Raw genomic sequence first — 20303 nt, 5'->3', positions numbered from 1 at the left:
CGGCGCGGGAGGTCAAGAAAAAGGTGTCAGTTCGCAGTGGCTTCGGCGCTTTCTGGTAGGAAATCATAGGTTCTCAATTCGTCCTGCGTCAAAATGTAGATCTCGTCAGGCGGTGTGACGAGCGCGTGCTGCATCACCAGCGGGTTGATTCCCATGGTATCAAGGTAGCGCATGACGTCGCCTTGTCCGCGTTGAATGTCCTCAACAGCCAAAAAAGCGGGCAGGGCGATGTTTTCGCCAAAGTAGTGTTGATGCACCCCGACCCAAGCCCCGTCGGGGATCGCGCGGGACGTGCCAGCGGCCAGAATATAGGGGCAGGCAGACAAGCAAATATCAGCGTCGGACATGGCGGTTTCCGCCTCCATATCGCGGATCGCTTGGCCAATGACCAAAGCATCCGTGACCGACCCACCGGGGCTATTCAGGTAGACCACCTCAGGCGTGTCGTTGCGGTCCAGAAATTCGGTGAATCGCGCTGCATCACCCGCTTGGATTTGGCCGGTCATCGTGACCGCGTCACGGCCCTCCCACTGCACAGCCTCGAACATTAACCGCGACGGCATATCGCCCGTGTTGGGTAGTGGGCGCGAATTGGGCGACGCCTCGCGCTCGGGCAATTGCGCAGGATTAAACCGCCGCGTCTGATCGCCAGGTCGAAGCGGCTCAGTCATCTGCGGTGCATTCGACGGAGCGACAATCTGCGGCAAAACCCGCACCAGATCAGAGCCGAACAGCACCACCGCAAAGCCTAGCTGCACCCACAGCACCCAGCGTAACAGGCTGTGAGGCTTGCGTTTTTTACCGGCGGCGTCGGTCATTCAGCAGGCTTTGTCATCTGCACGGGCTGTGGGCCAATCACGGGATGCGGTTCTGCAATCGGTTCGGGGGCTTTGACGTGCAAATGCCCTTCGACCTCTTTCAAGGCGATCATCGCGGCCCGCAAATCAGCCAGCGTCATCATGTCCTCGGTGGTCGATCCGTCGCGGCCCGCGCGAATGGCGGCTTGCGTCACGGTCATGATTAACACCAACACGGCGGGCAGCAGGTCAATCGCGATGGCACCGGCCCAGCTTGGGATGAAATTACCCGCATATTTGATCACCGCGTCCGCCGTGGAAATCGGCGTGTAAACGGTGTCAGACGGCGGGGTCATGCTGCTGACGGCCTCTGCGGCGATGCGCAACGTTTCCGCCCGTTGACCCAATACAGTCAGCACAGAATCAATCGTCGCGGCCTGATCCTGCCGCGTTTCATTCGACGTGGATCGCAACTGCGGCGTGACGACTGACGCCGACAAATCCTGCGCGGCACGCACGACTAATGGGGCCACGGACAATTGCCGCAACTGCGTAATAATATTCGCCAAACGCACGGCCTCTTCCGAGAACAAAACCGAGCGCGGCTCAACCGGACCCGCTTCAACCGTCAAAGCCCGCATCCGCGACAGAATTGCGTTCCCCTCAGCAAAAGCCGCATCAACAAACGGCTGCTGGGACGCGATCTGGGTCTCTAATCCGGCCAATTCGCCCGACTTTTGTTGCAACAACCGAAACACAGCACCTTGGCCCGCGATCCCCGACAGGTTTCCCGTCGCTTCTTGCTCGCTCAAATCGTCAAAGCCTTGCCGCACACGCGCCACATCGCGCTGCAATCCTTGGGCCGATACGGCAATCGTATTCGCCCGCTCAAGAGCGGCTTGATAGTCCTGCACAGTCGTCGCCAAATGCTGCTCAACCGCAGCAGCCCCCGCCAAAGCAGCGGCATTTAACCACGAGGACATCGCGATAATTGCCAATGAACCCAAACACATCGACAAAAATAACCCGATCCGCGACCCGACCGTGCGCACGGCGGGCAGCAACCGCAAAAGATACGACCAGAACACAAAGATCGCGACTGAAACGGCCACCGAATAGGCCATCGCCGCAATGAAACTCAGCGCCCCGTTATCATCTAATAACGACGAAACCCCTAAATAAGTGTAAATGCCAGACGCCACGGCCAACACGCCCAAGGCGGTGCCCGTGATCCCGTCCAACCATGTCAAATGGCCTTCTAATTCGTTGGCATGGCGCAATGCGTGGGCCTGCGTGCGGCTTAATTGCGCGGGATCGGTGTCTTTGGCCATGAATATTGCCCCTTATGACGTTCGCATAAAGATAGGGTCCGCGCGGCCAAAAAACAAATCACACCATCGGTGTCGTTTACATTTTTTTAGGACGCGGCATAGTAAAGCTATGACAATGACACGCCCTCACGGCGCCCCACAGGTGCGCACGCTCACACTTGCCGATCTGACTGCAAGCCTGAAACATGGGGTGCAGGATTTCAAAGCGGCGCCCGGTCTTGCGGTTTTCTTTGCCAGTTTCTTTGTGCTCGCAGGGCTGATCATGGCCGCGATCACGGTGCTAACAGGCACGACATATTGGTTAATCTTGGCGGTCATGGGCTATCCGCTGATCGGCAGCCTCGCGGCTCTCGGTTTCTACGAGACCAGCCGCGAATTACACACGACCGGACAAGCCCGTTTCAAAGACGTGGTTGCCACCGTCTGGGCGCAACGTGGCGGGCAATTGCCGTGGCTCGCCGCGATCATTGTGGTGGTTTTCCTGTTCTGGTTCTTCCTCGGTCACATGATCTTTGCGCTGTTCCTCGGCCTGTCACCGATGACCAACGTCCTATCCACGTTCGACGTATTCCTCAGTCCCAACGGTCTAATGATGCTCGGCTTCGGCACGGCCGTCGGCAGCGTTTTCGCGCTTATCGTCTTCGGGATGAGCGTGCTAGGCATGCCGATGCTACTGGACCGCGATGTCGATTTCGTCACCGCCATCATCACCTCAATCGGGGCGGTCGCAGCGTGTCCATTAACCTATATACTCTGGGGGATTTGCATCGGAATTATCACGCTGATCGCAATGATTCCGTTATTCCTTGGCCTCTTTATCGCGATGCCAATTTTGGGCCACGCAAGCTGGCATCTTTACCAACGTGTGACATCACCAGCACCGGATTTGATCGCCGAATTGTCGTAACGCTGCGCCCCCACGATAAGCAGAGGCGCAACTAAATACGTTAATATTCTTCGCTTTGATTCGGGTTCTGCCAAGGCTGTACAAGGTTGCCAAAACGCGTGAATTGTCCCTCGAACGACAGTTCAACCGTCCCAATTGGACCGTGCCGCTGTTTGCCGATCACAACTTCGGCCTTACCGTGCAGGTTTTCCATACGTTCCTGCCAAGCAGCCATTTTTTCCATCTCGTGATCGCCGGGCTTTTCGCGTTCTACGTAATATTCTTCGCGGTACACAAACATCACGACGTCGGCATCTTGCTCAATCGACCCCGATTCACGCAAATCCGACAGCTGCGGGCGTTTATCTTCGCGGTTTTCCACCTGACGCGACAACTGGGACAAAGCAATCACAGGAATCTGCAATTCCTTCGCAATCGCTTTGAGGCCCATCGTGATCTCGGAAATCTCGTTCACACGGTTTTCCGAGCGACCTGTGCCACGCACCAGCTGAAGATAGTCGATGATCAAAACGTCCAAACCATGCGTCCGTTTCAAGCGTCGCGCACGGGCCGCAAGCTGCGAAATCGGCAGGGCAGGCGTGTCGTCGATGAACAACGGGCAGCTTTCAAGCTGCTTGGCAGCCTCAACAAAGCGCCGGAATTCGGCCTCTGTCATGTCACCACGACGAATTTGCTCGGATGGAACCTCGGATGCTTCGGACAGAATACGCGCGGCCAACTGGTCGGCAGACATTTCGAGCGAATAAAACCCAACAACGCCGCCATTTACAGCGCCTTCGGTTCCGTCGTGCAGAATGCCCTTTTTATAGGCCTTTGCGACGTTATACGCGATGTTGGTGGCAAGCGATGTTTTCCCCATCGACGGACGACCCGCAAGGATCAAAAGGTCGGACTTGTGCAAGCCGCCCAGCTTTTTATCCATATCAATCAAGCCAGTAGAGACACCGGACAGATCGCCATCCCGCTGATACGCGGTGTTGGCTAGGTTCACGGCTTGGGTCACGGCCTTTAGAAAACTCTGGAAACCGCTTTCCGATGTGCCTTGCTCGGCAAGGCGGTAAAGTTCTTGTTCCGCCTCAACAATCTGTTCGCGCGGCTCGCTTTTCACGTCGACCTTGGCGGCCTTTTCGGCAATCGCCTGACCCACGGTGATCAACTCGCGACGCACCGACAAATCATAGATCATTTGGGCGTAATCAGCCGCCGCAAACGCAGAGATCGCAGCACCCGCAAGACGCGCCAAATAGGCTGGCCCGCCGAGTTCTTTGAGACCCTCGTCATCCTCAAGAAACGTCTTGAGCGTGACAGGCGACGCAAGCGCGTTTTTCGCGATCCGCGCGGATGCAACTTCAAAGATTCGTGCATGCACGGGGTCGTAAAAATGGTCCGGACCAACGATAGAGGCCACACGGTCAAACACGTCGTTATTGGTCAGAATCGCACCCAGAAGCTGTTGTTCAGCCTCGATGGAATGTGGCATCTGATTGGTCGTTTCGACGTCGGTTCCGGTTGCGTTAAATGTCGCAATCTCGTTCATCACTCACCCCTTTTGGTTCCCGCATTCCTCCTACCGTGGGCGCGTGATTTGCGCCATCTGCAAATGTCGGTGGATAAAGCGGGGACAACGTTGTGTATAAGTCGCGCTGTCACGGCTTTATACCACAGCTTGTGTGGGCCTGTCAGCTACCCACTAAAACGTGGGCGTATCCAAGCCTGTTAACCGATTCCGAACGGAATTGACCCACAGGCTTGGGGATAAGTTTTAAGTGGCGCGGGCAGCGGACCATGCGTCAGGGTCGTGCAGGTACGCGTTCACTTCGGTCAATGTCGCCGCGTCAAAGGCGTTGCTGCGCTTGGCTTCGGCCAAAACGTCCCACCATGTGCACAGGTGCAACAGTTGCACGCCATGATCGCCCAGCGTTTTTTCCACGCCGTCAAAGATGCCGTAATAGAAAATCACAGCCGTCGCCGAACAGGTCGCACCCGTGTCGCGGATCGCGTCAACAAACGACAGTTTCGATCCGCCGTCGGTGGTCAAATCTTCGACCAGCAGCACGCGCTGTCCCTCAGACATGACACCTTCGATGCGGGCATTGCGACCGTAGCCTTTGGGCTTTTTGCGCACGTAAGTCATTGGCAACGCCATACGTTCCGCCACCAGCGCCGCGAAAGGAATCCCCGCAGTTTCGCCGCCTGCGATGTTGTCGAACTGCTCGAATCCGGCTTCGCGCATGATCGTGACGGTCAGGAAATCCATCAAAGTGGCGCGGATACGTGGAAACGAAATCAGCTTGCGGCAATCCACATAAGTGGGTGCCTGTTTGCCAGACGCATGGGTGAACGGCTCTTTTGCGTTGAAATCAATCGCGCCGATCTCAATCAACATGCTCGCAGTCAGGCGGGCGATTTCTTCTTTGGGCGGATATGAGGTGGGGATCATGTTTGTCTCATCTTGTTGCTTCATGCACCGCAGCCGCGTGGGCCGCGATTTTTCTAGAAAAATCGATGCTAGACCGAGACGTTCCAATGCAAAGGAAAGCCGGGGTCAAAGACCGTGACAGGTCCATCGTCAGTCACGATATGCGACGGATAAGCGACAGGATCGCCCTTGGTCAGTGTGATGGTTTCAGTGTTTTCTGGCAGCCCGTAAAAGCGGGGACCGTTCAGCGATGTGAACGCCTCTAGCTTGGTTAATGCACCTGCGGCCTCAAAAACTTCGGCAAGGCAGGACATCGTGTTTGGCGCTGTGAAAATGCCTGCACAGCCACATTCTTGCAGCTTCGCTGGATCGGTATGCGGCGCACTGTCGGTGCCAAGAAAGAAGCGTTTATCGCCGGAAACAGCCGCCTGAACCAGCGCAACGCGATGGGTTTCGCGCTTAGCCACTGGCAGGCAATAGAAATGCGGTTTAATCCCGCCCGCCAGAATGTGATTCCGGTTAATGATTAGGTGATGCGTGGTGATCGTCGCGGCAAGGTTCTTGGTATTGTCGCGCACATAATCCACCGCGTCTTGGGTGGTGACATGTTCCATCACGATCTTAAGGTCTTGATTCTTCTTGCGGATCGGCTTGAGCACCTTGTCGATGAACACGGCCTCGCGATCAAAGATATCGATGTTGTGGTCGGTGACTTCGCCGTGCACACACAGCGGCATCCCGATTTCAGCCATCTTCGCCAGCACCGGACGGACTTTATCAAAGTCGGCAACGCCAGACGCCGAATTTGTCGTGGCACCCGCCGGATACAGCTTGACCGCACGCGCCGTGCCATCGGCAAAAGCAGCAGCCACATCGTCGGGGTCGGTATCTTCGGTCAGATATAATGTCATCAGCGGATCAAAGGTCATCCCAGCGGGCAGGGCGGCCATGATCCGGTTGCGATAACCACGCGCTTGTTCAGCGGTGACAACAGGCGGCACAAGGTTCGGCATGACAATCGCACGGGCGAAATGCCGCGCGGTTTCAGGCAAAACAGCTTGCAGCATCGCCCCGTCACGCAGGTGTAAATGCCAGTCATCCGGGCGCCGGATAGTGAGTTCGGTGATCGCTTTATCTTTCATAACTTTCGATTACACCGATCATGCAAAGATCACAATGTTGGTTGATCGCGGCCGCAGGCTCGGCGTATTGAAGTGTACATCACGTAAGGGATATCAAATGCTCGGATTCATTATTGCAGCCATCGCCGGATTTCTGGTGCCACAGCTGGAAACAGCAATCGGCAAACCTGTCACTGCGCGCCTGCGCAAAGTCATCCCTATCGACGGGTCAGAACACCGCGCCATCACACTGCTTATCGCAATGCTGATTGCGGCATTTGTGGCGTCGATCTTCGACAGCGGCAACGCCATCGGGCTGAGCGTCGGCTTGTTGCTGGGCTATTTCGCGACGCGAATCCTAGCGGTTGTGCAAGGCAAACAATCCTAAACTGACCAGCACCCTGTCTCTGCAAGTCGCCCAATTGTGCCCATAATAAGGCAACTGTTGCGAGATCAGCGATTGCGGGTGTCGCTGCGTGTCTGCAAGCAAGGGTTGAGATGTGCTAAGAAGGGGATCAGTGGTTCCCCATTTTCGGCAGTGCCGTCCGTTTAGCATAACCCCCTATTTATATGCCAAAATGCGCCCTAAGTCCCGCTCGAACCCCACAACCTAAAGCCATTTACCACATCGAAATCATTCCCTGCGATTGTTGCCAAATCCGACAATGACTGTTCTCGGGCCAGCTATCTGTTGGCAGGATATGGCAATTGTGTGACGGTGGCCTTGGCTCAAATTTAGGGGGCATAGATGTTCAATACGATCACTTGCGCGGTGGGGGCCGCGTTGGCGATGGCTGTCGGTGTAAATGGTGCTGCTGCTGCATGTCTCAATGAAGAAGACATGCGCCGCGGAATCATTGTCACCTTCGAAAACCAGTCGTCGGTAGCGATGCGCAGGACGCAAACAGGTCTGGTCGAGGTGACAGAATCCTACGCCGCAGAAGACCTGACGATCAAATTTACGGGGCAGCACGGGCTCTACTTCACTGAAGAAGTCACGCTGCGTGCCGCACAACCCGAAGATGCGTCGCGTCTCGAGATCGTATTTGACGAAGCATCATCCGCGTTGCCCGCACCAGCGGTGGGGACTTTCTGGTCGGGCAACACGACGAATATATTCCCTGATGGGGTCAAACGGTCAGAACTCTACGACGTGTTCTTTTTGGACGCGCCAGTCACCCGTATTTCGGGGTGCGATTACGAAACGATCCATGCGGTTGTTGAATATCGCTGGCCAAACGATGACTACGGCGCGTCGTTGCTTTACGCATATTTGCCAGCGCTCGACACGGCTTACATCCTGTCCAGCAGCTCTTCGATTGCTGAAACGGGGATGAACATACCAGTGGCGATTGAACCCGCCACATTTTAAGTTGCACTATTTCAGCACCTACAAGAGGGCGGTCGTTATTCGGCCGCCTTTACTTTGACGGGGCGGTACGGGTGGTAGCCCTGCGCGGTCAACGCATCAAACTGCTCTGCGAAAAAGCGGGTATGCCCGACGCGCATCGCATGGGCGCAGACATTCACCGCCAAATCCATCCGGTCACGTTTCATCGTCTGGTTGAACAGATTGCGCAGATAGGGGGCATAAGTCCGGCGGGCGCGTAGCAGCTTGCCAAAGCTTGGGGCCGTCAGCGATCCGTTCATCGCGTCATGCACCATCACATCCAAAATTTCGAGACCTTCCAACGCGCGTGACAGCCGTGGCCCAAGGCCATGACACCGCAGCGCCGTCATATTCGGCTTGGTATAAAGGGCTGCATGAACCGCATCCATCAACTGATGCGGATCAAAGGCGATATAGGCACGTTCAGTTGCGTCAATCATATCAGGGCCATAGCCATAACGACTGGAAAAATCCTTGATCCGTTGGTCGCGATACCGATGGTCAAATCCGGCAATCCTCGGGTCAAGCGTCGCCTGCGGACGCAATGCCAACACCCGACACCCGGGGGCTGCAACACTATAGGCCGTCGCCGCGTAAGCCCCTGAATCCGCGCCATAAAAGAGCACGTCATCAAAGTCTTCGAAGAACCCGTCATCAATCAAGCGGTCGAAATACCGGTACACCCGTTCTTCGCGATACCAGCTTGGTGATTGGGAATAGATGCCCAAATGCGACCAGCCTTCTTGGCGCACAAAGTGAAACCCAAAAGGTTCGGCGTCAGGGTCTTGCGTCTGAATCGTATCGGCATTTTCGAAAGTGACCAGCAACTTCGTTCCCGCATCGATAAACGCGGCGGCATGTTTCTCTAAGCGTTCAAAGTATCCTAAATCTTCGGACACCTCTTCGAGTTGCGCAAACCACGCATCGCCAGCAAGGCCAGCTAGGTCAGAATCGATGTCAATTCGTGTATCTTTGGTCACTCATGCCTCCAGCAGCGGGTCTTACCTTAATCATACGTCAATGCGGCCAAAATGGGCAGGTCCTGCGCCTCTTTTGCGGTCATTCCCAATCAAAAGAAAGCCTGCAGTCCGGTTTGCGCCCGTCCCAAGATCAAAGCATGCACATCATGCGTGCCTTCATATGTATTCACGGTTTCCAAATTAACCATATGGCGCATGATTTGGAACTCGTCAGAGATGCCATTGCCGCCGTGCATATCCCGCGACATCCGCGCAATATCCAGCGCCTTGCCGCAGTTGTTCCGCTTCATCAGGCTGATCATCTCAGGGGCCGCTTTGCCCATGTCCATCAGGCGACCAACTTGCAGAGCGCCTTGTAATCCCAGTGAAATTTCCGTCTGCATATCCGCGAGCTTTTTCTGGAATAGCTGCGTCTGCGCCAGCGGTTTGTTGAATTGCTTACGGTCCAGACCATATTGGCGCGACGCATGCCAGCAGAATTCAGCCGCGCCCATGACACCCCACGCAATCCCGTAACGTGCGCGGTTCAAGCAGCCAAACGGCCCCTTCAACCCTTGCACACCCGGTAGCAACGCATCCTCGGACACCGCCACATCTTTCATCACGATTTCACCCGTGATCGAGGCACGCAGCGACAGTTTTCCGCCGATCTTGGGGGCAGACAGTCCTTCCATGCCTTTTTCCAGCACAAAACCACGGATTTTCCCGCCGTGCTCTTCGGATTTTGCCCAGATCACAAAAACATCGGCAATCGGCGCGTTGGAAATCCACATCTTGGACCCGTTTAGCACATATCCATCAGCGGTTTTCTTGGCCGTCGTCTTCATGCCAGCGGGATCAGACCCCGCATCCGGTTCGGTCAAGCCAAAGCAGCCAATCAATGTACCAGCTGCCAGACCGGGCAGATATTTTTGACGCTGTTCTTCTGATCCGTAAGCCTGAATCGGATACATGACCAATGACGATTGCACCGACATCATCGACCGATAGCCACTGTCCACACGTTCAATCTCGCGGGCAATCAACCCGTAAGTCACATAATTTGCACCCAATCCACCGTATTCCTCGGGGATCGTCGCCCCCAACAGGCCCGCATCGCCCATTTGCTTGAAAATCGCCGGGTCCGTCGCCTCGTCGCGGTAGGCCTCGATTACCTTGGGTTGCAGCACATCTTGGGCAAAAGTACGGGCCGCATCACGCAACATCCGCTCGTCCTCGGACAACATATCCTCAAGGCGCAGCGCGTCTTCCCAATCAAAGGCATTCAGGTCAGGGCCGTAGCCGTGGGGAAGGGGTGTTGCGTCGGTCATGGCAGGCTCCTCGTGCGGTTTGGGCAAAACCTACGCGGGCCACGTGGCGGTTACAATCCTTGTGATCAACTACGACCAAGGGGTGACTTGACGCCACGGGGTAGGGGTGCAGGTTGAGACAGCAGCAGGAGAACAAAATGACCTTTGACACCATCGACGCCGTGCAATCCGAATTGGGCGATACCGGCTACATTTGCGACCGCGCATTGGCGACAGTGGTGTTCCTGTCGCAGCGGCTCGGGCGGCCCTTGTTCCTAGAGGGCGAGGCGGGCACCGGTAAAACCGAAATCGCCAAAGCGATTGCTGCGGCGTTGGGTAAGCGCTTGATCCGGCTGCAATGTTACGAAGGGTTAGACGCGTCTTCTGCGGTCTATGAATGGAACTTCGCGGCGCAAATGATCGCAATCCGCACGGGCGAGGCCAAAGAAAACCTGTTCTCCGATGACTACCTGATCGCTCGCCCCCTGCTTGAGGCAATGAAACCCCAAGAGGGTGGCGCACCCGTCTTGCTGATCGACGAGATTGACCGGACGGACGCCCCCTTCGAGGCATTCCTGCTCGAGGCGCTGTCGGACTTCCAAGTCACCATCCCCGAACGCGGCACTATAGTCGCGCCCGAACCACCCATCGTGATCCTGACCTCCAACCGCACCCGCGAAGTCCACGACGCGCTGAAGCGCCGCTGTCTGTACCACTGGGTCGGATACCCCAATTTCGAGCGCGAAATGGAGATCCTGCAATCCCGCGCTCCTGAAGCCACACAGCAGCTCTCAGAAGAGGTCGTGGCCTTCGTCCAACGCCTGCGCACCGAAGACCTGTTCAAAAAACCGGGTGTCGCGGAAACCATCGACTGGGCCAAATGCCTGCTCGCGCTCGACGTGCTGACCTTATCGCCCGAAGTCATCGCCGACACGCTCGGCGCGGTGCTGAAATACCAAGACGACATTCAACGCCTACAAGGATCAGAGGCCAAGAAAATCCTCGACGACGCCCGCAAAAGCATCCCTGCAGAATGATGCGCTCGCTTAGCTCCACTCGCGCCGCCACGACTTCTTTGACTTCTTCAAAATCCCACGGAGGGGCCGACTTTGGTGCGCCATTGGTCCGAGCGACAAAGGCGGCGGGCGTGAAGCCCCCAGCGTTAACCACATGAAACTCCCCCCTTTATCACTCCCCGACGATCCCAAACTCGCGGAAAACATCACGCACTTCGGCCGCGCCCTACGTCGTGCTGGCCTCAACATCGGACCCGGCCGGATCACCGACGCAATCCTCGCCGTGTCCGCCGCAGGCTTCACCAGCAAGGTGGATTTCTACTGGACCCTACACGCCTGTTTCGTCAGTAAACCCGAAGACCGCGCTGTTTTTGCACAGATTTTCCGCCTCTACTGGCGCGACCCGCAATTCATGGAACACATGATGGCCTTTCTCACACCCGCCGTGCGCGGTGTGCAAGAAGAACGCAAAGCCGTCGCCGCCGAACGCCGCGCGGCCCAAGCATTACTCGATCAAAAAGACCCCGAATTGCCCGACGGTAAAACCAACGAAGACGAGGTCGAAGTCGACATTGATGCCAGCCAAACCACTTCTGGCGAAGAGCACCTGAAAACGCTTGATTTCGAGCAAATGAGCATCGCCGAAATGGCCCGTGCCAAGCGCATCCTTGCGACGATGCGACTACCCGTACCGCCGATCCTCAGCCGCCGCACCCAAGCCCTGAATGGCCGTATTCCAGACTGGCGCAACACCATGCGGGCGGCCATGCGGACGGGCGGCGAGATCAATCAGTTCAAAACCAAACGCCCGCGCATCCGCTATCCAAACCTCGTGGTGCTCTGCGATATTTCGGGGTCCATGTCGCAATATTCCCGCGCCGTGCTGCACTTTGTCCACGCTGTCGCGAACCGTCAGGGGCAAGGCTGGGCGCATGTCCACGCCTTCACTTTCGGGACGCAGTTAACCAATATCACCCGCCACATGCGGACCCGCGACGTGGACGCAGCGCTTGCCGCGGCAGGCGCACAAGCGCAAGATTGGGAAAGTGGCACAAGGATCGCCGCCTGCCTCGACCGCTTTAACCGCGATTGGTCGCGGCGTGTGATGGGGCAGGGCGCTGTGGTGCTGCTGATTACTGACGGACTGGACCGTGACGGCGACGCGGACCTGTCCAAAACCATGGAACGCCTGTCCTTGACCGCAAAACAAGTCATATGGCTCAACCCCTTACTGCGTTACGACGGCTTTGCGCCCAAGGCCCGCGGCATCGCGCAAATGCTCCCTCATGTTGACACATTCCGAGCAGGCCATAACATCGCTTCACTCGAAGGCGTCGCCGCAGCGCTATCAAAACCGCATGACGGCGGCGACAAACACCGTTTTATGGCGCTGATCGACAGCGGCCCACGCCCCGACACATCGCGGCTCGGCTGGTCGCTGGCCCACACCCGCAATTCCGACATTGGAACACCGCAATGACCGAAACGAACTCCCTGAAATTGGCCCTCGATTGGCACCGTGCAGGCCGCAAAACCGCGCTCGCCACTGTGGTCGAAACATGGGGATCAGCGCCGCGCCCGACGGGCAGCCTGCTGGTGATCGACGGGGACGGCGCGATGGAAGGGTCAGTCTCAGGCGGCTGCGTCGAAGGTGCGGTGATCGTCGAAGCGCTAGAGGCCCTCGCAGACGGCAAACCACGCCTGCTCGACTACGGCGTCAGCGACGACGAAGCTTTCGCGGTGGGCCTTGCCTGCGGTGGCCGCATCCGCGTTCTGATCGAACCCGTCGGTAGCGCTATGCCTTTGGAAATGCTTGAACAACTCGTCGCGGCAACCGACGCAAAAGCCCCTATCGCCTATATCATCGACCTCGAAAGCACCGCGCGGCGCACCGCAGACACAGATGAATTCACCACCCGTTTCCGTTCCGATAAATCAGGGATCGAAGACGATGGCCGCACCTTCGTCGGCATCCACAATCCCCCCCTGCGCATGATCATCGTCGGTGCTGTCCACATCGCGCAACACCTCGTCCCGATGGCGCACGCCTGCGGATACACGCCCTACATCCTCGATCCGCGTGGGGCATTTGGGTCCGAAGCCCGCTTTCCAAATGAGCTAATTCTCGACGATTGGCCCGACGACGCACTCGCAGCACTCAAACCCGACGCCCGCACCGCTGTCGTGACCCTGACGCACGACCCGAAATTGGACGACCCCGCGATCATCGCGACATTCGGCTCTGACGCATTCTACCTCGGCTGCCTCGGCTCGACCCGCACGCACGCCAAACGGGTGTTGCGGTTGCAAGACGCGGGCTTTTCCGACGCCGAAATAGCCCGCATTCACGCGCCCGTCGGCCTGAATATCGGCGGCAAATCTCCCGCCGAAATCGCCGTCAGTATCATGGCGCAAATTACTGACGTCTTGCGCCGCAAATGAAATTTGGCCCCATTCCAACCCGCGACGCGCTCGGCGCAATTCTGGCGCACTCCGCCGATCTGGCCAGCGGACGCTTGCGCAAAGGCAAAGTGTTAACTGCAGACGACATCACAAACCTCACCGCCCAAGGCGTGCAAACCGTCACCGTCGCGCAGCTTGATCCTGACGATATGCACGAAGACGCAGCAGCGCAAAAACTGGCCGATGCCTTCATGCCGCACGGCTCTGGTTTGCGCGTCACAAAGGCCGCGACAGGCCGCGTGAATATCATTGCGACCGCACCGGGCATTTTCAAATGTGACGTGTCATCAGTCGAAAAAGTCAATGCAATCAACCCGATGATTACCATCGCTACTCAGCCGCAATATCAGCGCGTGGTGACAGGCGACATGGTCGCAACGGTCAAAATCATCAGCTACGGCGTCGCTGCATCAGACATCACACGCGCAGTACAGATCGCAAAACCGCTCGCACTTTTGACCGCACAGCACACAGAGGTCACGCTGATCGAGACGAAAATCGGCCCCGATACGCCGAGCCCGAAAGGCCGCGCTGCGATGGCAACGCGGCTCGACCGCTTGGGCTGTCAACTCACAAGGCGGGTCGTCGTTAACCACGATGAAGGTGCGCTCGCGCAAGCAATCAGCGCGGCATCCGGATCAATGGTGCTCATCCTCACCGGCTCTGCGACCTCGGACGCCTACGACGTAGCGCCCCAAGCGGTACGGGCCGCAGGCGGAAAAATCACGCGGTTCGGCATGCCTGTTGATCCGGGAAATCTGCTGTTTGTGGGGGCGATTGGCGACAAACCCGTCATCGGATTACCGGGTTGCGCACGGTCGCTGGCACTAAACGGGGCTGACTGGGTTGTCGAACGGACGCTCTGCGGGCTGAACGTCAGCGACACAGATATCGCCGGCATGGGGGTCGGTGGACTACTCAAAGAAAGCCCTGCAAGGCATCGCCCAAGGCGCCACCCAAAAGAATAGCCCCGCGCTTTGACACGCAGGGCTACTAGATTTTTCTAGAAAAATCGTACGAATTTTCGTGAAAATTCGATTACTTCGGCAAAGGACCAATCAGCATTACCATTTGGCGGCCTTCCCCAGCGTTTCCTTGAAAACGCTGTCCCAAGCGGCAGGTGTTTGGCACAAACACCGAGAGCGTCCGTGCCAAGCAGTGCTTACTTCGGTAGAGGCCCGATCAGCATAACCATTTGGCGGCCTTCCCCAGCGTTTCCTCGAAAACGCTGTCCCAAGCGGCAGGTGTTTGGCACAAACACCGAGAGCGTCCGTGCCAAGCAGTGCTTACTTCGGCAAAGGTCCGATCAGCATGACCATCTGGCGGCCTTCCATCTTCGGAAAGTTCTCCACGCGGCCAGCGTCTTTGGTGTCTTCGGCAACACGCTCAAGCAGTTGACGACCCAAATCTTGGTGCGCCATTTCCCGACCACGATACCGCAAAGTGATCTTCACTTTATCGCCGTTTTCCAAGAACTTAAACACGTTCCGCATCTTCACATCGTAGTCGTTGCTGTCCGTATTCGGACGGAACTTAACTTCTTTGATCTCGATGATTTTTTGCTTTTTACGGGCCTCAGCTTCTTTCTTCTGAGTCTCGTATTTGAATTTACCAAAATCCATGATCTTGCAGACTGGCGGGTTCGCGTTTGGAGAAATTTCTACCAAATCAAGGCCGGCTTCATTTGCCATGCTCATTGCGCGTTCTGGCGTGACAACGCCAACATTCTCGCCGTCCGCCCCAATCAGGCGGATCTCGTTGGCCCTAATCCGATCATTGATCCGGGGGCCTGTGTCGCGCTGTGGTGGCGCGTTATGGGGTCTGCGTCCTATGGTCTTTATCCTTTGGTCGTTAAAACTGTTACGTAGCACAACTTAGTGTGCCTGAGGTGCAGCTTCAACCCGCAAAAACTGACCTGCTGCGATGAAATTCCCCGCTATCGTGGACTTTTACTTATTCGTGCTTCGTGACATATGAGCCATGGGTCTCAATTGTGAGACAAGTTATTTGTTGTGGAAGGAATACCAAATGAGAGCGACAATCATTGTCATTGTGGCGGCCGTACTTGGCTTTTTTGGATATCAATATGGCGTGAACGGAAACACACCGTCTCAAGCATTGGGCATGAGCCCGTCAGCGGCTGAAATCTCGGCGCAAGCAGAAATCGACGCAGCCGCCGCTGCGGCCGAAGCCGAAGCAAATGCAGCCGCAGAAGCTGCTGCAGAAGAAGCTGCCGCTGCCGAAGCAGAAGCCGCGCGTCTTGCTGAAGAAGCCGAAGCCGCTGCTGCCGAAGCTGCAGTTGCCGCCGAAGCCGCAGTTGCACAAGCCGCGGCAGAAGCAGAAGCCGCAGCCGTAGAAGCTGCCGCCGCCGCTGAAAACGCTGTAGACGACGCAGTTGATGCCGCTGAAGAAGCCGTTGATGCAGCCACCGACGACGCAGCCGCCGCTGTTGACGCGATCCAAGACGCCCTCACTGGCGACGCAGACGCTGCACCAGAAGAAGCACCAGCAGCCGCAGACGCAGAAATTACAACTGCTGACGAAGCGCCAGCTGCTGACGTGACTGTAGAATCCGACGCATCCATTGCAGAGCTTCTGACAGTAGAAGGTTTCAACCTCGCAAAAGTTCAGGAATTGCTCGACAACTCCGATCTGGGCGCGGTTCAGAAAACGACCCTGTCAACAGGCCTGACAGCTGTGCAAAATAACCCGGAATTGCTGGGCAACACACTGGAAAAAATCCGCGAAGCACTCGGCATGTAAGCCCGCCTCGCACCAAATAGAAAGGGCCGCGTCAGCAATGACGCGGCCCTTTTTTTATCGTTAAGCGGTGGACCTAACCAACAAACGCTTTCTCGATCACAAACTCACCCGGCTCGGAATTGGCACCTTCATTCAGGCCCGCTTTTTCCATCAACGCCTTGATATCAAGGTTGAACGCCAACGACCCGCACACCATTGCGCGGTCCACTGCAGGATCTAGGGCAGGGACGCCAAGATCAGCAAACAGCTCGCCATTCTCGATCAGCGTGGTGATGCGACCCATCTTCGGGCTCTGCTCGCGTGTCGTCGTCGGGTAATACCGAATTTTCGCAAGGTTCTCTTCGCCCAGCAATTCGATCATCATCTCGTCTGACTTCAGGTTCTCAATCAACTCACGACCATATGTCAGCTCGTCCACATCGCGGCACGTATGGGTCATGACGATTTCGTCAAAGTTTTCATAGGTCTCAGGTTCGCGCAGCAATGACGCAAACGGGGCAAAACCCGTGCCAGTCGAAAACAGATACAACCGCGTACCGGGCAGTAACGCATCATGGACCAATGTGCCCACAGGTTTCGGCTTCAGAATAATCTGATCGCCAACCTTGATGTGCTGCAACTTCGACGTCAGCGGCCCGTCAGGCACCTTGATCGAATAGAACTCCAACTCGTCATCCCATGACGGCGACGCAATCGAATAGGCCCGCAACAACGGACGCTGCTTGCCGGTTTCAGGATGCGGATCACCCATCAAACCAATCATCACAAATTCACCCGACCGGAACCGCAGCGACGCAGGACGGCTAACACGGAACGCAAAAAGACGGTCAGTATAATGTTTCACAGAGGTCACTGTCTGCGCATCAGGCAGAACAGGAACGGCTTTAGCAGTTGTTTCGGTCACAGGTGTTTGCTCTGTCATAACTCATTTAGCGGCCCTTTTCAGACCGCCCTCCGTATTCATCATTGATCGCTATCAGTAAAGGGGGGCTTATCCGCGCATCCGCGCCTGATAATCATGGGCACGCCAGTCGGCACGCGCCAACCACTGGTCCTCTGGCTGCCGTTGGGCCAGATCAGCCGGAATCTCGACCTCGTCAAAACCGGACCGCCGCGCCATTGCGTATTGATCCGCCAAAACATGACCTTTCGCGCGCAACCGACCCTTAAAGCCCAAACGGCGCAGCGATGCCGCCAACGTAAACCCGCGTCCATCACCCGGACCCGGAAAATCCACACGGATCATCGCAACATTCGCCAATCCAGCCAATGTTTCTGGTGGCGTGTTCGACGGCAAATCAATCCCTTGCGGGCAATCATTGGCGGGCGTGCTGTCCAACTCGCGGAACCCGCAGTCCCAATCATCGGCCACAAAGCCGTTGTCCGTCACAATCACAGTTTCATCCGACATCATATTTTCCTCTAGGCGTCACGCCTTCATTCATTTCGCCATAACAACTCATCTTCTGGCGCGAACCTTAAAAATGAATGCCGCATTCTGTTTTTTCAGTATTCATCCAACGACCCGCACGCGGATCGTCCTCGACACCCACCGCATGGGTACAGGGTTTACAACCAATTGACGGAAACCCTTTTGCCACCAGCGGATGACGCGGCAGATCATGTTCGTCCAAATAGTCGGCAATCTCGGCGCGACCCCAGCTTGCAAGCGGGTTCACCTTGATACGCATGGTGTCTTGCTCTTTTTCAAACAATGGCAACGCGGCGCGTGTCCCGCTTTGATAGCGTTTGCGACCGGTGATCCACGACCCATACGGTTTCAACGCGCGTTCCAGCGGTTCCTTTTTGCGCAGGGTGCAGCAGGCATCAACATTCGATTGATGCAGCAACCCGTCGTTATCGCGCTCTAGCAGGGCCGCGCGGGACGGCGTGATCACCTGCACATTTGTCAGGCCCAACAGGTCAGCGACCTCTTTTTGGTAGGCCAGCGTTTCGGCAAACAGCATCTCGGTCTCAATGAAAATCACCGGTGTATCGCGGTCAATTTCAGCAACCATATGCAGCAACACAACGCTTTCCGCCCCAAAAGAGCTGACAAGTGCTGTGTCACCCAAACGCACGTCATCTAGCACATGTTTCAAAATCGCCTGCGGCGTGCTTTTCGCGTGCAACAGGTTTTGACGTTCTGCGATTTCCTTAAGCGGCATTTTGAGCGGCCTTTTCTGGATACAGGATGTTTTTGAACGGCTGCGCACCAAGACGGCGGTACGCCTGAATAAAGGTCTCGTCCGCGTCGCGGCGAATATCGAGGTAGCCTAGAACCAACCGTTCAATCGCTGGAATGATCTCGTCGGCGCTAAAGCCCGGACCAGCCCGTTCGCCAATCGCGGCATTCTCGGTGTGGTCGCCGCCCAGCGTGATTTGATAGTTTTCCACACCAGCACGATCAAGCCCAAGGATACCGATATGACCCACATGGTGGTGACCACAGGCGTTGATGCAGCCTGAGATTTTGATCTTCAGCGGACCAACTTCATGCTCCAGCTTCAGCTCGTCGAACCGTGTCGCGATCTCTTGCGCAATCGGGATCGAACGGGCCGTGGCTAGCGCACAATAATCCATACCGGGGCAGGCGATAATGTCACTGATCAGACCAATGTTGGCGGTCGCCAGTGCCACACCGCGCAGCGCGTTGTAGATTTCCGGCAAGTCAGATTTATGCACGTAGGGCAGGATCACGTTCTGCTCGTGCGAAATCCGCAATTCATTGTGGCCGTATTTTTCAGCCAGCTCTGCCATCATCCGCATTTGATCCGCAGATGCATCGCCCGGCGTGGCACCGTGCGCTTTCAGCGAGATCGACACAATCGCGTAATCAGGGTTCTTGTGGGCGGCAAGGTTCGTGTCCGCCCAAGACCGGAACGCAGGGTTCGCGGCTTTGTACGCGTCAAACCCGTCAGTGCTGCCCGTCTTATACGTCGGGTTGGCAAAATGCGCTTCGATTTCGCGCAGGATCACCTGATCCACGCCACTGAACGTGGGACGAATTTCAGCAAAGCGATCTTCGACAAGCCGCGAGATTTCTTCAATCCCGTGCTCATGCACCGTGATCTTGATCCGCGCTTTATATTTGTTGTCGCGACGACCCAACAGGTTCCAAACCGATACAACGGCTTCGACATATGGCAGCAAATCCGCTTCGGGCAGGAAGTCGCGCAGCACTTTGCCGATCATCGGCGTGCGTCCCAGACCACCACCAACAAAAATGCGGTAGCCGCGCTGGCCGTCTTGTTCCACCACTTGCACAGCTACGTCGTGGGCACGCAAAACAGCACGGTCATTCGTCGCCCCAGACACCGCAATCTTAAATTTGCGCGGTAGAGCTTGGAATTCAGGGTGATCGGTTGACCACTGGCGCAGCAGTTCGGCAATCGGACGCGGGTCCGCGATTTCGTCACCAGCCGCACCCGCAAAGTGGTCAGCGGTCACGTTCCGAATAGTGTTGCCCGAGGTCTGGATCGCGTGCATTTCCACGTCGGCCAGCTTTTCCAAGATCACAGGCACGTCGGCCAGTTTAGGCCAGTTATACTGGATATTCTGGCGCGTGGTGAAGTGACCGTAACCCTTGTCAAAAGTCTCGGCGACATACGCCAGCTGACGCATCTGCCCACCGTTCAACGTGCCGTAGGGGATCGCCACGCGCAGCATGTAGGCGTGCAATTGTAGGTACAAACCATTCATCAAACGGAACGGTTTGAATTCGTCTTCGGTCAGCGATCCGTCAATCCGGCGGTCAACCTGAGCTTTGAATTGGGACACACGTTCACGGACAAAAGCTTCGTCGAAATCATTATACTTATACATGG

At 56.4% G+C, this 20303-nt stretch carries 20 protein-coding genes; 8 read left to right on the top strand and 12 right to left on the bottom strand.

Features of this window, described 5'->3' with window-relative positions; translation table 11 throughout:
• Positions 1 to 26: 26 nt before the first annotated feature.
• Positions 27 to 818: a COG3904 family protein gene (locus tag FHS72_RS06995; protein WP_183527474.1), complete on the bottom strand. Its 792-nt coding sequence runs from the start codon at positions 816 to 818 to the stop codon at positions 27 to 29.
• On the bottom strand, positions 815 to 2128 hold the full coding sequence (locus FHS72_RS06990) for a hypothetical protein (RefSeq protein WP_183527460.1): 1314 nt from the start codon (positions 2126 to 2128) through the stop codon (positions 815 to 817). The genes FHS72_RS06995 and FHS72_RS06990 overlap by 4 nt, the downstream gene beginning before the upstream one ends.
• Before the next feature lie 115 nt (positions 2129 to 2243).
• Here FHS72_RS06990 and FHS72_RS06985 point away from each other — a divergent pair, with 115 nt between their 5' ends.
• Positions 2244 to 3035, top strand: a complete 792-nt coding sequence (locus FHS72_RS06985; protein ID WP_183527458.1) for a DUF2189 domain-containing protein — start codon at positions 2244 to 2246, stop codon at positions 3033 to 3035.
• Positions 3036 to 3075: 40 nt separating this feature from the next.
• Here the strand turns inward: FHS72_RS06985 and FHS72_RS06980 are convergent, their stop codons facing one another.
• The 3 genes from FHS72_RS06980 to pyrC all read right to left on the bottom strand — a co-directional run bounded on the left by FHS72_RS06980 (position 3076) and on the right by pyrC (position 6596).
• Entirely contained in the window at positions 3076 to 4572 is a 1497-nt protein-coding gene (locus FHS72_RS06980; RefSeq protein ID WP_183527456.1) for a replicative DNA helicase, read from the bottom strand.
• A gap of 225 nt (positions 4573 to 4797) precedes the next feature.
• The gene (locus FHS72_RS06975; RefSeq protein WP_183527454.1) at positions 4798 to 5475 is read right to left on the bottom strand and encodes an orotate phosphoribosyltransferase; all 678 of its coding nucleotides are present in this window, start codon (positions 5473 to 5475) and stop codon (positions 4798 to 4800) included.
• A 68-nt stretch (positions 5476 to 5543) separates the two neighbouring features.
• Positions 5544 to 6596 (bottom strand): dihydroorotase, encoded by a 1053-nt coding sequence (pyrC, locus tag FHS72_RS06970; RefSeq protein ID WP_183527452.1) that lies wholly within the window; start codon positions 6594 to 6596, stop codon positions 5544 to 5546.
• A gap of 97 nt (positions 6597 to 6693) precedes the next feature.
• Here pyrC and FHS72_RS06965 point away from each other — a divergent pair, with 97 nt between their 5' ends.
• Positions 6694 to 6963 carry a hypothetical protein gene (locus tag FHS72_RS06965; protein ID WP_183527450.1) on the top strand — a complete coding sequence of 90 codons (270 nt, stop codon included), beginning with the start codon at positions 6694 to 6696 and terminating at the stop codon, positions 6961 to 6963.
• A 360-nt stretch (positions 6964 to 7323) separates the two neighbouring features.
• The gene (locus FHS72_RS06960; RefSeq protein ID WP_183527449.1) at positions 7324 to 7947 is read left to right on the top strand and encodes a hypothetical protein; all 624 of its coding nucleotides are present in this window, start codon (positions 7324 to 7326) and stop codon (positions 7945 to 7947) included.
• A 35-nt stretch (positions 7948 to 7982) separates the two neighbouring features.
• On the opposite strand, the gene FHS72_RS06955 is transcribed toward FHS72_RS06960, so the two are convergent.
• Together FHS72_RS06955 and FHS72_RS06950 are read right to left on the bottom strand one after the other, a co-directional pair.
• Positions 7983 to 8945, bottom strand: coding sequence for a phosphoadenosine phosphosulfate reductase (locus FHS72_RS06955; protein ID WP_183527448.1), 963 nt, complete (start codon positions 8943 to 8945; stop codon positions 7983 to 7985).
• An 89-nt stretch (positions 8946 to 9034) separates the two neighbouring features.
• A complete protein-coding gene (locus FHS72_RS06950) occupies positions 9035 to 10255 on the bottom strand; it encodes an acyl-CoA dehydrogenase (RefSeq protein ID WP_183527447.1) in 1221 nt (406 codons plus the stop codon).
• Between the two features lie 137 nt (positions 10256 to 10392).
• On the opposite strand from FHS72_RS06950, the gene FHS72_RS06945 reads away from it, so the two are divergent.
• The 4 genes from FHS72_RS06945 (at position 10393) to FHS72_RS06930 (ending at position 14681) form a co-directional block, all read left to right on the top strand.
• Positions 10393 to 11271, top strand: a complete 879-nt coding sequence (locus FHS72_RS06945) for an AAA family ATPase (protein WP_183527446.1) — start codon at positions 10393 to 10395, stop codon at positions 11269 to 11271.
• Positions 11272 to 11404: 133 nt separating this feature from the next.
• Positions 11405 to 12730, top strand: a complete 1326-nt coding sequence (locus tag FHS72_RS06940) for a vWA domain-containing protein (RefSeq protein ID WP_183527445.1) — start codon at positions 11405 to 11407, stop codon at positions 12728 to 12730.
• Complete coding sequence (locus FHS72_RS06935) at positions 12727 to 13692, top strand: XdhC family protein (protein ID WP_183527444.1); 966 nt, start codon at positions 12727 to 12729, stop codon at positions 13690 to 13692. Before FHS72_RS06940 ends, FHS72_RS06935 begins: the two co-directional genes overlap by 4 nt.
• Positions 13689 to 14681 carry a molybdopterin-binding protein gene (locus tag FHS72_RS06930; RefSeq protein WP_183527442.1) on the top strand — a complete coding sequence of 331 codons (993 nt, stop codon included), beginning with the start codon at positions 13689 to 13691 and terminating at the stop codon, positions 14679 to 14681. The genes FHS72_RS06935 and FHS72_RS06930 overlap by 4 nt, the downstream gene beginning before the upstream one ends.
• 318 nt (positions 14682 to 14999) lie before the next feature.
• On the opposite strand, the gene infC is transcribed toward FHS72_RS06930, so the two are convergent.
• The gene (gene infC / locus FHS72_RS06925) at positions 15000 to 15584 is read right to left on the bottom strand and encodes a translation initiation factor IF-3 (RefSeq protein ID WP_425511111.1); all 585 of its coding nucleotides are present in this window, start codon (positions 15582 to 15584) and stop codon (positions 15000 to 15002) included.
• Positions 15585 to 15741: 157 nt separating this feature from the next.
• Here infC and FHS72_RS06920 point away from each other — a divergent pair, with 157 nt between their 5' ends.
• Complete coding sequence (locus FHS72_RS06920; RefSeq protein WP_183527440.1) at positions 15742 to 16476, top strand: hypothetical protein; 735 nt, start codon at positions 15742 to 15744, stop codon at positions 16474 to 16476.
• Positions 16477 to 16549: 73 nt separating this feature from the next.
• Here FHS72_RS06920 and FHS72_RS06915 read toward each other — a convergent pair whose 3' ends face one another.
• The 4 genes from FHS72_RS06915 to FHS72_RS06900 all read right to left on the bottom strand — a co-directional run bounded on the left by FHS72_RS06915 (position 16550) and on the right by FHS72_RS06900 (position 20301).
• Positions 16550 to 17398: a ferredoxin--NADP reductase gene (locus FHS72_RS06915; RefSeq protein ID WP_183527439.1), complete on the bottom strand. Its 849-nt coding sequence runs from the start codon at positions 17396 to 17398 to the stop codon at positions 16550 to 16552.
• A 69-nt stretch (positions 17399 to 17467) separates the two neighbouring features.
• Complete coding sequence (locus FHS72_RS06910) at positions 17468 to 17887, bottom strand: DUF934 domain-containing protein (RefSeq protein WP_183527437.1); 420 nt, start codon at positions 17885 to 17887, stop codon at positions 17468 to 17470.
• A 67-nt stretch (positions 17888 to 17954) separates the two neighbouring features.
• Positions 17955 to 18644, bottom strand: coding sequence for a phosphoadenylyl-sulfate reductase (locus FHS72_RS06905; protein ID WP_183527434.1), 690 nt, complete (start codon positions 18642 to 18644; stop codon positions 17955 to 17957).
• Positions 18634 to 20301: a nitrite/sulfite reductase gene (locus FHS72_RS06900; RefSeq protein WP_183527432.1), complete on the bottom strand. Its 1668-nt coding sequence runs from the start codon at positions 20299 to 20301 to the stop codon at positions 18634 to 18636. The genes FHS72_RS06905 and FHS72_RS06900 overlap by 11 nt, the downstream gene beginning before the upstream one ends.
• Between the last annotated feature and the right edge of the window lie 2 nt (positions 20302 to 20303).

This window comes from Yoonia ponticola (assembly GCF_014199395.1).
Classification (GTDB): Bacteria; Pseudomonadota; Alphaproteobacteria; order Rhodobacterales; family Rhodobacteraceae; genus Yoonia; species Yoonia ponticola.
Note: the sequence above shows the minus strand (reverse complement) of the source record. Positions and strands in the feature narration are given on the sequence as shown.